Genomic DNA, 15,336 nt, shown 5'->3' with positions numbered 1-15,336 from the left:
AGTATTATCGTCCCGCATGGTCTCCGCGTCGAAAAGGAGGCTCAATGATCAGGTTCGGCCTGCTGGGATGCGGGCGTATCGCCGAGCGCCATTCCGATCTGCTCGGCGGCAATCGCATCGAGGGCGCAACGCTCGCGGCTGTCTGCGACTTGGTGCGTGCTCGCGCGGATGCGCTCGCAGCGAAGTTCGGCGTTGGCGCCCACTACGACATCGATGATTTTCTCGCCCGCAAGGACGTCGATGCGGTCGCGTTGTTGACCCCGAGCGGCATGCGTCGCGAGCATGTCATCGCCTGCGCGAACGCCGGCAAGCACGTCGTGGTGGAAAAGCCGATGGCGCTGCGGCTGCGGGACGCGGATGACATGATCCGCGCCTGCGACGAGGCAGGCGTCAAGCTTTTCGTCGTCAAGCAGAACCGCTTCAATGTTCCCGTGCTCAAGGCACGGGAGGCGCTGGAGGCCGGCCGCTTCGGCAGCCTCGTGCTCGGCACCGTGCGCGTGCGCTGGTGTCGCGATCAGGCCTATTACGACCAGGATAGCTGGCGCGGCACCTGGGCCTATGACGGGGGCGTGCTCACCAATCAGGCGAGCCACTATATCGACCTGCTGGAATGGTTCTTCGGCGATGTCATCAGCGTTCATGCCCGCGCGATCACCGCCTTGGTTCGGATCGAGGCCGAGGACACGGCGGTCGCGACGTTGAAGTTCAGGAACGGCGCGCTCGGCGTCATCGAGGCAACCACCGCCACCCGGCCGACCGACATCGAAGGCTCGCTCTCCATTCTCGGAGAAAAGGGGATAGTTGAAATTGCGGGCCTTGCGGTCAACCAGATCCGACATTGGCGTTTCGTCGACGAACTGCCGTCGGACAAGGACGTGATCGAAAAATTTTCGATCGACCCGCCTGACGTCTACGGCTTCGGCCATCAGGCCTATTACCAAAACGTCGTCGATTGCCTGGTGAACCAGCGCGCGGCGCTGGTCGACGGCCTCGAGGGCCGCAAGAGCCTGGAACTGATCTCGGCGCTCTATGAATCGATTGAGATCGCGCAGGAGGTGGCGATTCCCTTCACGCCGCGTCTGGGCCGGTTGGGCGTCGTATCGTAAACCAGCCGGAGCATCTCGGATCGGCGTACGGGATGCGCAATTTAGCGCCGGCGTGAAGGTGGTGGTTGAGCTCTGCAATCTCTATGGCCGAGAGCTTGGCGACGGCTGACCGCGCGACGGATCCCATCTTCTACCGGATAAGCCCTTGGGTGCGACCGGTAAGTCATTGATCGTTCTCAACCCGGGGCTGCCTCTTAATCAGCGGGTCCCAGGTTCGAGCCCTGGTGCGCCCACATATAAATCAAGTCTCCCGTCTGTTCGCTTTTTCAACACGTCGCGACTGCGGGAAGCGAACCCGGATCTTCGGCTGCGCTCCCCACTCCAGCGACCCCTGACGTCCGGGGTTCGAGTCTCTCCAAGCATCGGCTCGTGGGCTCGGACGTGACTGCGCATTGGTTATGGGGCCTGCTTGGATCCGAGCTGTTCGACCATTTTGACGACCCGGTGCGCAAATCGGCTGGTGAGATTCGCGTCGCCCAGCAGCAAATTGAACCAGACCGCGCCAAAGACAAAGTCAACAATCATCTCTGAATCGAGCGTGCTTGGCAGCTCGCCGGATTCGATGGCCCGGTTGATGACTGCCTTCGCAGCATCTCGACGAGGCTCGACAATCTTCTGAAGAACGAGCTTTCGCATGTCGGGGTCGCTTTGCGCTTCGACGACCACGCTCTTCAGAATATTTGCATAGGCCGCGTCCTGAATGCGCTTTGTCGTCTGCAACAGAACGGCAAGCAAGTCATTCACAAGGCCGCGCGCAGGCAGAGGGGCCGGGCGCTCCAGTCCATCCATGTACAAGTCGACGAGCAGTGCGCCCTTCGACGACCATCGTCGATAGATGGACTGCTTTGCTACCGCGGCCCGGGCTGCGACGCCCTCGATCGAGAATGAAGCGTAACCCTCATCCCGAATGAGATCTCTGGCCGCGTCGAGAATGGCGCGGTGGACGTTTTCGTCCCTGGGGCGCCCCGCGCGGGCAACAGCCTTCTTTCCCATCATTCATCCTATTGACATACGCAACGGTTCGTATTGTATTTGGTTCGTTGGCCAGGAGGCCAGTCTCTCTTTTTGAGATTTCGGGGCATGGCAGTTTCCCAAATGATCGATTTGTCGCGGACTGGTGGACTGGAGGGCAGCCGCCTGCTCAAGCCGAATCTGGTTGCACATTATCCCAAAGTCACGCGAGGCGAGGGACCTTATCTATTCGATAGCGAAGGACGACGCTATTTCGATGGATCGAGCGGTGCGATGACCGCGAACCTGGGTCACGGTCTCCGCGAAATCGGCGACGTCATGGCGGAACAGGCCGCTACCATCGCATTTACCTTCAGAAGCCAGTTCAGCAATGAGCCGGCCGAGCGCCTGGCTCAGAAGCTTTGCGAGTTGGCTCCTGGGGATATCTGCAGTGCGTTCTTCGTGAACAGCGGCTCAGAAGCCTCGGAATACGCCGTCCGCATGGCCCTCCACTATTGGAAGGAGTGTGGTCGCCCACAGAAGACCAAGGTCCTCGGCCGCATCACCAGCTATCACGGCATGACGATGGGAGCCCTGTCGATCTCGGGCCATTCGGGGCGCCGGCCCGACTACGGTCCGCTGCTGCACCAGTTCGCCAAAGTTCCCCCAGCGTATTGTTATCGATGCCCGTTCGGGCTTCAGCCGGAAGACTGCGCGACGGAATGCGCCGATGCTTGGGAGACGGAGATCCTTGCTCAAGGCCCCGATACGGTCGCGGCTGTCATCGCTGAGCCGATCGTTGGTGCTGCGGGCGGAGTGTTGCCGCCCCCGCCTGGCTACTTCCGTCGGTTGCGAGAAATCTGCGATCGCTATGAGGTTCTGCTCATCGCTGACGAAGTGATCACCGGTGCAGGACGTACCGGCGCATGGTTTGCATCGGAGCAAGAGCAGGTTGTTCCTGACATCATCCTGCTCGCAAAGGGGTTGAGCGCGGGATACACGCCCATGGCCGCCATCCTCCTGCGCCAGAGGATCGTGCATGCCATTGCCGAGGGCAGCAGCATCGTTCCCTTCGGCCACACATTCAGCGCCAATCCTCTCAGCGCGGCGGTGTGCCTATCTGTGCTCGACTACATCGAGCGGAACGACCTATTGCGTAACGTGCGCGAGCGCGGCGAGGAGTTGCACGCGGGACTTTTGGCGCTCTCGCAGCGACATCCGTGCATGGTCGACATCCGAGGACGCGGCCTGTTGTGGGGATTCGAGCTCGTGCGCGATCGGGCAACCCGCCGGACCTTCGAGGCGCAACAGAATGCAGCAGGAATGCTGGTGTCGATCTGTCGTGATCATGGGCTTGTCGTATATCCCGCGGGGATCGCACCGCTCAACAATTCGATCATTGTGGCGCCGCCGCTCATTGCCACGTCGGACCACATAGCCGAGCTGATCGCAAAGCTGGGGGATAGCCTTTTCGAATTCGAGAAAGTCGTAGCCTAGACGCGGCCTGAACAATCCATTTAGCCCAGGAGGAGATCTTGATGCCCATTGCACAAACGCGTCGCGATGTTCTGTTGTCCGCCGTGGCGCTCGCGGCAGCTCCGATCCTTCCGGCCTGGGGCCAAAGGGCCGGTGTGGTAACCATGGGCGTTATAACTCCAACCACTGGCACTTTCGCGTATGCCGGGGATCTAGTTGCGCGCGGTGCCTCGCTGGCGCTGGAAATGCATGGCGGCAGTGTTCTTGGCAACGCCGTGCGCTTACTGACGCGAGATGACGAAGGCAAGCCGGCGTCCGGTGTTCGCCGTGTTCAGGAGGCCGCAACCAGCGACGGAATGCGATACTTCATCGGAGCCTATTCCAGCGCTGTCGGACTTGCCGAATCCGAGGTCGCGCAGCGCGAAAAGCTGTTGCAATTCGCCGCGGGCGGATCCGAAGACTTCACGGGCAGTCGGTGCGGACGGTATACGTTTCAATGGTCGGCTCATCCTTACACCGCGATGCGCGCGACGCTCGAGTACGTAAGAAAGACGTTTCCTCAAAAGAAAACGATCTACACTTTAACTGCAGACTACGTCTTCGGGCACGCACTTCTCAAATATGCCAAGATCGTGGCGGCGGAACTCGGCTTTGAGCTGGTTGGCAACGACAACCATCCGTCCGGCGAGCGTCAATATACCCAATACCTCACAAAGGCGGTCGCTGCGAAGCCTGATATTCTGCTGTTGAATACAGCCGGAGCTGATGCCGTCACGGCGGTCCGCCAGTTCGCGAGTTTTGGCGCGGAGAACATCGCCGTCGTTGGTCCTTGGTCGCTCGAAGTCGATCAGCTTGCGGAGCTCGCGCCGGAAATGCGGACCGGCTTGGTCCTTGGTCAAAACTACTATCCCGACATCGACACGCCGGCCAACAGGGAGTTTGTGGGAAGCTACACGAAGAAGTTCTCGGCGCTTCCGGGATATTCCTCCGCCTATGCCTATGACGCAGTCCGGGCTCTCCTTATGGCCATGGAGAAGGCGAACAGTACCGAAGTCCCGGACGTCATCAAGACTCTCGAGCAAATGTCCTGGGATGGAGTGCTTGGTCGAATGTCGATCGATCCGAAGACCCATCAGCTTATTCGACCGTATTTCGTCGTGCGCTGCAAACAGGCATCCGATATGCGCCATGCAACCGACTTCGCTGACATCGTGGCGAACGGCGACAAGCCTCAGCCTGTCGAACTCAACGAATGTAAGCAGATGCCTGCGCTCTAATTCACCGATATGAGCACGCGACGCGAGAGGGACGGCAGATGCTTTGGCTGATTTCAGCGCAACTCGTCAACGGCATCGCGATCGGGATGATTTACGCCCTGATGTCGTTCGGCCTTTCCATCATCAAAGGCCTGCTGAACATTCCGAACTTCGCTCACGGTGCCTTGTACGCGCTCGGTGCTTACCTCTGCTATTCGGTCGTGTCGCTTGGAATGTCCTTTGCCGTCGGATTGGCGGTCGCATTTCTGGGCGCGGCGCTTGCCGGTTTGGCGCTTGACCGCTTTGCGATACAGCCTGTCAGCGGAAGCGGATATCTTCCCCAATTGATCACGTTGTTCGGCGCCGCGCTTGTGATCGAGCAGGCCCTCCTGATTGGCTGGGGCACGGTTGGACTCAGCTATTCGCCACCGCCCATCTTGCGAGGGGCGATCAATCTCGGCTTTACGATCGTGCCGAGATACATCGCCTTTGCGAGCGTTTTCTCCGCGCTGGTGATCAGTGCCGTTTGGTTGGTGATCGAGCGCACCAAGTTCGGTGCTTATGTCAGGGCAGGAATCGAACGACCCGAGACCACTCAGGCTTTGGGGATCAACGTCGACCTGTTGCTCTCCGCGGGAATGATGCTTGGCGCCGGACTGGCCGGACTGGCGGGTGGCTTGGCATTGCCGCTGGTCGGAGCGACATCGACCATGGGGGGCGATATGTTGGGCATTGCCTTCGTCGTGCTCGTCATCGGTGGTCTCGGATCTCTTTATGGCTCGATTGCAGCGGGGGTGCTGGTCGGAGTGGTCCAGAGTCTCATGACGATTGCGGCGCCTGCCGCGAGCACGGCGATTATTTATGCAGTGATGATCGGCGTCTTGCTTCTTCGACCCCAGGGGCTTTTTGGCGAGCGCTGACGGCAAAGCCCGTCTGGCGAGGTATTGGCGATGAGATCATCGGACCACAACGGAACTGTATTGGCCAAGAGTATCGAAGAACCTGTCGAAATCAGCAGTGTTGGCACCACCGCGAGACCGGGACGGCTGACCGCGAACCTGATCCGAAGCATCGGCATTATCGGTGCCGTATCGATCCTGCCCTTGGTGATGCCGATCAACATCGCGACGGAAATCCTGATCTTTGGGATTTTCGCAATGGCAGCGAATCTGCTGATCGGAACGGCTGGCCTCTATTCTTTCGGGCAGGCCGCGTTCTTTGGTACAGGCGGATACGCGGCCGGGTACCTTCTGGCGCATGGTTGGACGTCGTTGCCGCTCGCCCTGGTCGTTGCCTGCGGGAGCGGAGGACTAATCGCGGCAGCGGTCGGCATTCTAAGTATCCGCAGGCTCGGCATCTACTTCATGATGCTCACCTTCGCGTTCAACCAGCTGGTCTACTACATCGTATATTCCTGGCGCTCGGTAACCGGTGGAGAGGACGGCCTGGCGGGCATTCGTCGTCCCGTCCTTGAACTGCCATTTGTCGGGTCGTTCAGTTTCGACGACAATCGAAGTTTCTACGCGCTTGCATCTGTCCTCTTCCTTGCAACGATGATTGTTCTGGTGCGGATGGTGAACAGCCCGTTTGGTCTTGTACTTGCGGCGAGCCGGCAGAACAGTCGTCGCACGGTCTCCCTCGGGTATCCTGTGCCGAACCTCCAGCTCGCCGCCTTCGTGATCGCGGGGGCAATCTCAGGCGTGGCGGGTGCACTGTTTGCCATGTTGTACCGGATCATGCCCATTGATTCCGTACATTGGACCGGATCAGCGTACGTGGTGTTCATGGTCGTCATTGGCGGGCAGAGGAGCATGCTTGGCCCGGTGATCGGCGCCGCCGTGTTCATATGGTTGCAGGGCTTGTTCAGCTTGGTCTGGACTCGATGGCCGCTGCTCCTCGGGGTATTCGTCATAGTCATCATGGCCTCTCTACCGAATGGGCTGGTCGGCTTCGTCTCCAAACTCTCGAGCTGGACGGTCAAGGGACGTGGACAGCGACAATGCTAGTGCAAAATCAAATCGTATTGGCGGCAGACCGATTGTCGAAGCGCTTCGGCGGAAACACCGTAGTCGATCAGGTGAGCATCGCGTTCGCCAAAGGGCGTCTGCACAGCATTCTTGGGCCAAACGGTGCCGGCAAGACCACGCTATTCAATCTCTTGACCAGGGACCTTATCCCGGATTCAGGTGCAATTCGGCTTGGAGCGACCGACATCACCGACCTGACGCCAGATCGCGTCGCGAGAATGGGGGTCGCCCGCTCCTATCAGATATCAAGCGTCTATCTGGACATGAGTGCGCGAGAGAATGTCTGGGTTGCCGCGTACCGGGCCCGCGGCGGCAATCCCTTTGTGTTCTGGCGGCAAGTGACGCGGTTCGCCGAAACGCGCGAATGGGCCTTTTCCTGTCTGCAGAGGCTTGGGTTGGTCGAGATCGCGGATGTGCCGGTGCGAGAACTTTCATATGGCGATCAACGCCTCCTCGAACTCGCTGTCACCTTGGCTTGCGAGCCCAGGATCATTCTTCTCGACGAGCCAACTGCGGGACTTTCAAGCAAAGAGGCCGAGCGTGTGAAGCGGGTGATCATGGCCCTGAAAGGTGAGTTCAGCATCATCATGATCGAACACAACGTGGGTATCGTCATGGATCTTTCGGACGAGATCACCGTGATGAACCGCGGTGCGGTGGTTGCTCACGGCAGCCCTTTCGAAATTCGCGAGAATAGGGATGTGCAGGAGGCCTACTTTGGTAGTTGAGAAGGCTTTGCTGAAGGTCGATGCCATCGACGCCTACTATGGTCGAAGCCAAGCGTTGTTCGGCGTGAGTTTCGATGTCGGCCGCCGCGAGGTGGTCGCGGTTGTGGGTCGAAACGGTGCCGGAAAGACGACTACGCTGCGAGCGATCATGGGTCTCAACCCGGTCAAAAGCGGTGCCATCTCGTTCGATTCGACGCGAATCGACGGAATGAAGTCGCACCAGATCGCACGATCCGGGATTAGCTATGTGCCTGAAACCCGCGACCCGTTTTCGCTCTTGACGGTCGAGGAGAACATCATGCTCGGGCATCGCCGGGGGTCTCCTTACGACCTGCGCCGCATCGTCGAATGGTTTCCGGACCTCGCTGGCCTGCTGAGGCGTCGCGGCTCGGAACTATCGGGCGGGCAGCAGCAAATGATGGTGATCGGAAGAGGACTTGCACCGGGTCCGCGACTGCTGTTGCTGGACGAGCCATCGCAGGGGCTGGCGCCCGTTGTGGTCAAGAAGGTGGGCGAAACGCTTGCGGCGTTGCGTGGTGAAGACCTGTCGGTCGTCCTTGTTGAGCAGAATATCGGCTTCGCGCTTTCACTCGCTGACCGAGTGGTGGTGATGGAAAACGGCATCGTCGTCGACCGCCTAAGCTCGATCGAAAGCCAGCGTCATCCAGAACGCATCGAGCGATATCTCGGCATTCACTAGCATCAGTGCCCCCACAGTCCGATCGTGCAGTGCCGGCTTTGCCTCGCCTGCACATGGTCGCGTCCATATAATCGAGGATCACAAGCGATGACCAATCTTCAATCCGATATCGGATACGCGAGCGCGATTGAGCTCAAGGAAAGCTATGCGCGCGGAGATACTACGCCAGTAGAAGTCGTAAGAACGGTCCTGGAACGGATCAACGCCATCAATCCACGGATCAACGCCTTCTCGGTAGTTATGTACGAGGAAGCGCTTGCTGCCGCAAAACAATCGGAACAGCGCCTCCGGGAGCGCGAGGCGGGCCCGCTCGAGGGAATTCCGGTCACGATCAAGGATGCCTTCGATGTTGCCGGTCAAGAAACGTCGACCGGTTCATACGCCATCAAGGGGCAGGTCGCGGCGACTGACAACGTCGTTGTGGAACGTCTGCGCAAGGCCGGCGCGGTGATCATCGGCAAGACAACAATGTCCGAGTTTGCCTGGTCCGGCATGAGCCGCAACCCTGTGACGGGGATTACCCACAATCCTTGGCGGCATGGACTTAATGCGGGAGCCTCCTCGGCTGGAGCGGGTGCTGCCGCGGCGACCGGTTTCGGACCGCTGCATCTTGGATCTGATGGGGCTGGCTCCATCCGTATGCCATCACATTTCTGCGGCATCTTTGGGTTGAAGCCGACCTACGGGCGCGTGCCTTGCGTCCCCGTCACGAACAACGACTACGGCACTCATCCTGGACCGATGACGCGAACTGTCGCGGATGCTGCGCTCATGCTCGAGACCATGGCCGGCCCCCACTTTCTCGATCATACGTCGTGTGAGGCGCGGCCCGATGCCTATCTTGCGAAGCTGAAGGGGTCGATGAAGGGTAAGCGTGTGGCCTTCAGCCTCGATCTCGGTCACGCAAGAGTTGACGATGAGATTGCCGATATCGTCCGGAATGCAGCGAGGACTTTTGCTGGCACGCTCCAGGCGGACGTCGAAGAAGTGATCCCCGACTGGGGTGTGCTCGGGCCTGAGCTCGGCCGCTTTTTCTGGAGTGTCTATTGCGGACGTCATGCCAGGCTACTGGCTGATTGGGAAGGCCGTATGAGCCCCGATCTTGTGGCTTGTATTCGCGCGGGAGCCAACTTCTCGGCCGCCGATTACATCAATATGCGAGAGCGGAAGCTGACTTACGTGGCCAGGATCTCATCGTTTCTCGAAAATTGGGATTACCTCATAACGCCGGTTGCATCTGTTGCGGCGTTTCCTGTCGAGCGCGTGAGGCCCGAGGATTGGCCGGAACATGCATGGGACTGGCTTGCATGGTCTGAGTTTCTTTATCCGTTCAATATGTCCAGCCACCCAGCCGCCAGCGTCCCCTGTGGCATGACCGCGGCTGGGCTTCCGGTCGGGTTGCAGATCGTAAGCCGGCGTTTCAACGATCTCGGGGTCTTGCAAGCTGCGGCGTCCTTCCAAGAGGTGCTACCAATGCAGCGACAGCGTCCACCCATTGAACCGGCCGCGTGACACCGCCTCCTTCATGCGAGGACCGAGCAGACTAGGCTAACCAAGCGCCCGGATAGGCTATCCTCTCGAAGCAAATCGCTGCACGTCCACTAAATCGAAACGTCGGGCTGGGCCTTGTTCAGCAGGAATGCCTCGACCTGCTGTGCCGTGCGTTCATAGTGAACACGGAGGTAGGTCACCGCGGCTTCGGCATCGCGGGCAAGCGCGCTTTTGAAGATCAATTCGTGCTCCTCCTCGATTGCTCGAGGGTTGTCCGGTATCGCCCACGACAGACGACGATAGCGATCGGCACGATCATAGAGGCCCTCGCTTATGGACAGGAGTATGGGTGATCCGCAGGCCAGTATAAGCGATCGGTGGAAAACGGTGTGCCGGTGATTCCAGTCTTCATCGACCACCGTCGGTGCTTGGTGAGTCGTTCGGGCGATACGCTTCATCAAGTGGTGCGCCGATACGAGCGCGCCCTCCCAATCCGCGCCTCCCTTCGCAATCGAGAGCCGTAGCGCTTCGCCCTCGATAAGTTGCCGGCTCCGCGCAATGTCCCAGAGCTCTTCAATGGATAGTGGCGCGACCCGATAGCCGCGGTTCTCTTCCACGGTTGTGAAGCCCTCGGCCGTGAGCCGCGTCAGCGCCTCGCGGACCGGGGTGACACTCATCCCGCAGAGGTCTTGGAGCTCTGCAAAGCGTAAGCGTGTGCCGGGCGGCAGTGCCCCACCACGAATAGCATCGCGAATCCGTAGATAGGCACTTTCAGCCAGGGTTTTTGCCGTGCCAGCAACCGCCGTCATCGATGCTCCCGTACAAGATGTGCTGGATTTTACCACAGACTGCATATTTTCGAAAATACTTGACGCGCGATAATTCAGTCCTAAAAGTGCCAGCAACGATATTGGGGGAGAAATGCGGATGGCTGAGCCCATCGAGGCGATCGACGCGCATCATCACATTTGGCGTCTTGCTGACTTGGCTTGGCTGTCCGGGCCGCCAGTGCCGCGTATTTTCGGTCCCTACGAAGCCATTCGCCGAGACTACACGGTCGACGAATTCCGGCGCGATCTGGAAGGCGCCAACGTCGTCAAATCCATTTACGTCCAGACCAACTGGCCCCCCGGCGGCGAATTGACGGAGGCCCAATGGGTCCAGTCAGTGGCTGATGCGGCAGGTTGGCCGCACGCCTGCGTTGCCTACGCTGATCTTGCCGATCCGAACGTCGACGCATTGCTCGACAAGCTTTGCAAGTTGCCCACGGTGCGCGGCGTGCGCCAGCAACTGCACTGGCACGAAAATCCTCAATACCGCTTCGCGTCCCGGCCCAACGTGATGAACGATCCCGCTTGGCGCAAGGGCATGACCGAGCTTGCCAATCGCAATTTGATCTTCGAACTTCAAGTCTTCGCCGGCCAGATGCAGGATGGTGCGGAGCTTGCGCGCGCATTTCCGAAGGTCAACTTCGTGCTCGAACATGCGGGCATGCTGGAAGATCTCTCGCCCGCGGGATGGGAACTCTGGCGTCGCGGCATGAAGTTGCTTGCCGCTCAGCCGAATGTTTTCACCAAACTATCCGGTCTGGGCACCTTTGTGCATGCTTATTCGGCTGAGGTCGTGTCTCCGATCGTCAGGGAGACCGTTTCTATCTTCGGAGCAGGGCGCTGCATGTATGGGAGCAATTTCCCGATTGAAAAGCTCTGGACGAGCTACAAGGCGCTGAACGAGACCTTCCGTCAGTCCATTTCCTATCTCTCGCTGGAGGAGCAGCGCGCGATCCTCCACGACACCGCTGCACAGCTCTATCGAATCTAATCAATCAGTTAATGGGGGAAATCATGCTCGGTCGTTCTTTGCCGAAACTGTCGGTGTTGGTCTGCGCCATGGCCGCGATGGCCGGTCCCGCGCTCGCTGCCGACCAGCCTTTGAAGGTGGGCTGGAATTCCGAACTCTCCGGCGTCTGGACGTTCTTCGGTAACGCCTGCTTGGACGGAGCGCGGCTTGCCGAGACGGAAGTCAATGCAAAAGGCAAGAAGATAGACCTGATCGTCCAGGACAATCAGAGCAATCCGGCGCAGGCTGCCGCCGTAGCAAGATCGCTCGACACCCAGGAGAAGGTCGATCTCCTGTCCGGTCCGACCAATGCAGACGTGTCACTCGCGGTCTACGGATATGCCGAAGATGCCAAACTGCCCGTCTTGATGCCTGTCGCAGCATTCCCGCAACTCACAAAGCCCGGAACCAAGCAGGTCTTTCGCATGGAGCCGGACGCCGTAGGATGGGGCTATGCCGCGGTCAAATTCATCAAGACCATGAAGTCGGATGCCAAGATCGGCGTCATGATGAGCGACTTTGCGGTCAATCGGGCCATCCTCGCCGGCCTGAAGTATCAGGCGGAGAGGGACGGCATTGCCATCGTGGCCGAAATGCTGTTTCCGCAATCAGCCTCGGATGCGACGGTGCAAACCGCGCAAATGAAGGCGAAGAAGCCTGATTTCGTCATCCTGGCTGGCGGCGGCGCGTTCGACGCCACGCTGACGCGACAGATGCTCGACGTTGGTTTCAAGCCGGAGCAACTGTATCATCCTTACGGGTCGACCAAGCAGATCATGACATGGGGAGAGCGCTCGATCGGCTCGTACTTTGGGACGTTTTTTGACCATAACCTTCCCAATTTGACCGAGCAGGGCAAAGCCTTCGTCGAAAACTTCCGCAAGGTGAAGAACTATCCGCCGGGATACACCGAGAACTACTGCTACTCGACGGTCTATCTGCTCAACGAACTCGTGGACAAGGGGGCAAAGGGCAGGGATGGAATTCGCGCGGCCTTGCGCGAGGTCAATACGAAGGAGGTGACGACCGGCGTGCCCATCCGCTTCGATCAAAACGGGGCACGTATCGAGTACATGTACCTCATGCAGTTGAAGAGCCTGAGCAAGGACGACTTCAAAACGGAGAAGGTCAACTACATGGAATGGTCGCCGGAAGTCCTGCCCGTCTACGATCTGGTGCGTTGACCAGGAACGGCGGTTCGGGGCGACAATTCGAGTTGGGGTTACGTTTCAATGCTCGAAGAGAATCTGCTCGTAGTGTTTTCCGTGATCACGTCGGGGCTGCTGGTCGGCACCATATTCTCCGTGGTTGCCGCCGGCCTGTCGCTGATTCACGGTACCATTCTTCTCCCTCAAGCGGCCAACGGGCAGGTCTTTCTAGGCGCCGGCCTGCTGTTTTGGCTTTTTGGTACGGAGTGGGAATGGCCGCTCTGGCTGGCCGTGCCGACGACCTTTCTGATCATCGGTTTCCTCGCATTTGCGTGCGAAGCAACGATCCTGAAGCGATTCTATCCGCTTGAGGACCGCAACATCAGCTATCTGATCATTACCCTCGGTATCGCACAAATCCTGAGCGGGATTTATACGGGCACGTTCGGCAGGATCAGCGACACATTTCAGGTCACCGCGCCCGTCAATGGATTCGCGATTATCGAACCGGTGCCGATTGCGTATACCCGGCTGATCGCGTTTGTCCTGGCTGGATCGGTTTTGGGCGGATTGGTCGCTTTTCTCAGGCTGCACCGGATCGGCCGAGCGCTGCGCGCCGTGTTCCAGAACCGCGAGGCAGCACGCCTTCGCGGTATAGATACCTTGAAGATCTATCGGTTCGCTTTTCTGCTGGGTACCGCAATCACGACGGCAGGTGGAATTCTGTTCGCGCTGGCGTTTGCGCTCGACCTGACCGTCGGCTGGACCATCTCACTCATCACTTTCTCAATCATGATCGTCGGTGGGCCGGGGAGCGTCGTCGGCGCGCTGGTGGTTGGCCTGGTATTCGGGTTCACGCAGGCAATTGTCAGCGTCTTTGCCGACCCGACGGTCGCTACCTTTGCTTACCTCCTGGCAATGCTTGCGATGCTGTTCATTCGCCCGAGCGGGTTGTTCGCCAAATGAGAATACTTGTGATTGCAATGGTGATCGCGACGCCATTGGTTGCGATTTTCGGCCTGCGGAATGACTTTCTGGTGTTCATCGCGGGCATCGCGCTGATCCATATGTTGTGGGCGAGCGGCCTCAATCTGCTGTACGGCTTCACAGGTCTGATCCCGCTGACCTACGCCGGCATCGCCGGAATCAGCGCGTATACGACGGTTCATCTGGTCATGCGGTTGGGACTGTCGTTCTGGCTTGCGTTGCCGATCGGCAGTGCTGCGGCAGCTCTGGTCGGATTGCTTCTCAGTCTTCCGGCCATTCGCCTTCGTGGCTTTTACTTTGCGTTGTCCGGCATGGTGATCCAATCGGCGTTTACGATCGCTTTCGTTTATTTTCCGGCATATACAAATGGCGATACCGGGATCGCATCGGTGCCGCGTCCCACCGGTTTCGATGGAGGTGCGATTCCGTCTCCTTACATGGAGTGCGTGCTTGCGCTGTTCGTGATCGCAGCAGTCGCCGGCATCGGCTTGACCATGCGCTCCCGATTTGGTCGGACGTTGATCACCATCCGGGAGGATGAGGACCTTGCGCGTGCGCTTGGGATCAATGTCACGCTGAACCGTACAGCGGCTTTCATCATCTCGTCGTTCATCGCGGGCCTGGGCGGCGGCTTGTATGCGCACTACATCGGCTTCGCCTCACCACGCGCCTTCGATGTGCTAATCAGCTTGAATCTGTGGCTCATGGTTGCGATGGGAGGACGCGGAACGCTGGTCGGGCCGCTGCTCGGAGCGCTCCTGCTCGCACCGCTTCCCTACCTGCTTGTGCAGTACACATGGGTCAAGGACGTCATCTATGGGGTTGCCATCGTTCTCGTAACCTTGTTCTTGCCGCAAGGCATCTATGGCTTTGTATTGAAGCGGAAGGCGCGGACATGAATGATCTTCTGCTCGAGGCGACCGACATTTCGAAAGCGTTCGGCGGGCTGAAGGCGCTTTCAAACGTGAATGTGTCCCAGCGCAGGGGCGAGTTGCTGGGCATGATCGGTCCGAATGGCAGCGGCAAATCGACATTCGTCAATGTGATCAGCGGAACGCTGAAGCCGGATAGCGGCGAGATCCTGCTCGATGGCGCTAACATAGCCCGGCGTCCGCAGCACGTCGTCGCACGCGCCGGCATCGCCCGGACCTTTCAGGCCGTAAAGATCTTCGACAAGTTAACCGTTCTCGAAAACGTGCTTGCCGGTGCGCTCGGGCACAGTTCGATGGGCACCAAGGAAGTCGATGAGGCAAGAGAGGCATTGGCCCGCGTCGGGCTGACAGCCGACCTCGAACAGCGGGCGGGTGCGCTTGGTCTATATGATCGACGTCGGCTGGAGTTTGCTTCCCGCCTGATCTCGCGACCCAAGCTTCTGATGCTTGATGAGCCGGTCGGAGGGCTCAATCCGGAAGAGATCCGCGCGATGATCGGCCTGATTCAGTCCCTTCGAGAGGAGTGCGGGATATTCATTATCGAGCACACCATGAAGGTCATTACCTCGCTCGCCGATCGGGTGGTCGTTCTGGTCAACGGCAAAAAGCTGGTCGACGATAGTCCGCAGACCGTGCTGCGCCACCGGGAGGTAATCGATATCTATTTGGGGACGGGCGATGCTTGAACTCCAGAA

Annotated in this window: 15 protein-coding genes and 1 tRNA gene; 14 read left to right on the top strand and 2 right to left on the bottom strand. The window is 59.1% G+C overall.

The window, feature by feature from the left end; translation table 11 throughout:
• The first annotated feature begins 44 nt into the window (after positions 1-44).
• Both AC5ZG1_RS27490 and AC5ZG1_RS27485 read left to right on the top strand, forming a co-directional pair.
• Entirely contained in the window at positions 45-1,106 is a 1,062-nt protein-coding gene (locus AC5ZG1_RS27490; protein WP_496134626.1) for a Gfo/Idh/MocA family protein, read from the top strand.
• 147 nt (positions 1,107-1,253) lie between these two features.
• Positions 1,254-1,339 (top strand) — tRNA-Lys (locus tag AC5ZG1_RS27485).
• A gap of 163 nt (positions 1,340-1,502) precedes the next feature.
• Here AC5ZG1_RS27485 and AC5ZG1_RS27480 read toward each other — a convergent pair.
• Entirely contained in the window at positions 1,503-2,099 is a 597-nt protein-coding gene (locus tag AC5ZG1_RS27480) for a TetR/AcrR family transcriptional regulator (protein WP_028161501.1), read from the bottom strand.
• A gap of 102 nt (positions 2,100-2,201) precedes the next feature.
• On the opposite strand from AC5ZG1_RS27480, the gene AC5ZG1_RS27475 reads away from it, so the two are divergent.
• The 7 genes from AC5ZG1_RS27475 (at position 2,202) to AC5ZG1_RS27445 (ending at position 9,756) form a co-directional block, all read left to right on the top strand.
• Positions 2,202-3,554: an aminotransferase family protein gene (locus tag AC5ZG1_RS27475; protein WP_496134625.1), complete on the top strand. Its 1,353-nt coding sequence runs from the start codon at positions 2,202-2,204 to the stop codon at positions 3,552-3,554.
• A 41-nt stretch (positions 3,555-3,595) separates the two neighbouring features.
• The gene (locus AC5ZG1_RS27470; RefSeq protein ID WP_496134624.1) at positions 3,596-4,810 is read left to right on the top strand and encodes an ABC transporter substrate-binding protein; all 1,215 of its coding nucleotides are present in this window, start codon (positions 3,596-3,598) and stop codon (positions 4,808-4,810) included.
• 38 nt (positions 4,811-4,848) lie between these two features.
• Positions 4,849-5,709 (top strand): branched-chain amino acid ABC transporter permease, encoded by an 861-nt coding sequence (locus AC5ZG1_RS27465; protein ID WP_496134623.1) that lies wholly within the window; start codon positions 4,849-4,851, stop codon positions 5,707-5,709.
• 60 nt (positions 5,710-5,769) lie between these two features.
• Positions 5,770-6,795 (top strand): branched-chain amino acid ABC transporter permease, encoded by a 1,026-nt coding sequence (locus tag AC5ZG1_RS27460; protein ID WP_496134622.1) that lies wholly within the window; start codon positions 5,770-5,772, stop codon positions 6,793-6,795.
• Between the two features lie 32 nt (positions 6,796-6,827).
• Positions 6,828-7,544 carry an ABC transporter ATP-binding protein gene (locus AC5ZG1_RS27455; protein WP_496134621.1) on the top strand — a complete coding sequence of 239 codons (717 nt, stop codon included), beginning with the start codon at positions 6,828-6,830 and terminating at the stop codon, positions 7,542-7,544.
• A gap of 7 nt (positions 7,545-7,551) precedes the next feature.
• The gene (locus tag AC5ZG1_RS27450) at positions 7,552-8,244 is read left to right on the top strand and encodes a branched-chain amino acid ABC transporter ATP-binding protein (RefSeq protein WP_051396403.1); all 693 of its coding nucleotides are present in this window, start codon (positions 7,552-7,554) and stop codon (positions 8,242-8,244) included.
• A gap of 87 nt (positions 8,245-8,331) precedes the next feature.
• The gene (locus AC5ZG1_RS27445; RefSeq protein ID WP_456644856.1) at positions 8,332-9,756 is read left to right on the top strand and encodes an amidase; all 1,425 of its coding nucleotides are present in this window, start codon (positions 8,332-8,334) and stop codon (positions 9,754-9,756) included.
• A gap of 89 nt (positions 9,757-9,845) precedes the next feature.
• Here AC5ZG1_RS27445 and AC5ZG1_RS27440 read toward each other — a convergent pair whose 3' ends face one another.
• The gene (locus tag AC5ZG1_RS27440; RefSeq protein WP_456644857.1) at positions 9,846-10,544 is read right to left on the bottom strand and encodes a GntR family transcriptional regulator; all 699 of its coding nucleotides are present in this window, start codon (positions 10,542-10,544) and stop codon (positions 9,846-9,848) included.
• Between the two features lie 118 nt (positions 10,545-10,662).
• Between AC5ZG1_RS27440 and AC5ZG1_RS27435 the strand changes: the two genes are divergently transcribed.
• From AC5ZG1_RS27435 to AC5ZG1_RS27415, 5 genes are read left to right on the top strand one after another with little or no spacing between them, the layout of a single operon-like run.
• Positions 10,663-11,556 (top strand): amidohydrolase family protein, encoded by an 894-nt coding sequence (locus tag AC5ZG1_RS27435; RefSeq protein WP_456644858.1) that lies wholly within the window; start codon positions 10,663-10,665, stop codon positions 11,554-11,556.
• Between the two features lie 23 nt (positions 11,557-11,579).
• On the top strand, positions 11,580-12,758 hold the full coding sequence (locus tag AC5ZG1_RS27430; protein ID WP_165435159.1) for an ABC transporter substrate-binding protein: 1,179 nt from the start codon (positions 11,580-11,582) through the stop codon (positions 12,756-12,758).
• Between the two features lie 48 nt (positions 12,759-12,806).
• Positions 12,807-13,688, top strand: coding sequence for a branched-chain amino acid ABC transporter permease (locus tag AC5ZG1_RS27425; RefSeq protein ID WP_028161511.1), 882 nt, complete (start codon positions 12,807-12,809; stop codon positions 13,686-13,688).
• 17 nt (positions 13,689-13,705) lie between these two features.
• Entirely contained in the window at positions 13,706-14,608 is a 903-nt protein-coding gene (locus AC5ZG1_RS27420) for a branched-chain amino acid ABC transporter permease (RefSeq protein WP_496134620.1), read from the top strand.
• Positions 14,506-15,327, top strand: a complete 822-nt coding sequence (locus AC5ZG1_RS27415; RefSeq protein WP_496134619.1) for an ABC transporter ATP-binding protein — start codon at positions 14,506-14,508, stop codon at positions 15,325-15,327. The genes AC5ZG1_RS27420 and AC5ZG1_RS27415 overlap by 103 nt, the downstream gene beginning before the upstream one ends.
• Positions 15,328-15,336 lie beyond the last annotated feature (9 nt).

The organism is Bradyrhizobium sp. Leo78 (genome assembly GCF_059512425.1).
The sequence above is the reverse complement of the archived record's forward strand: the minus strand, read 5'-3'. Positions and strand labels throughout refer to the sequence as shown.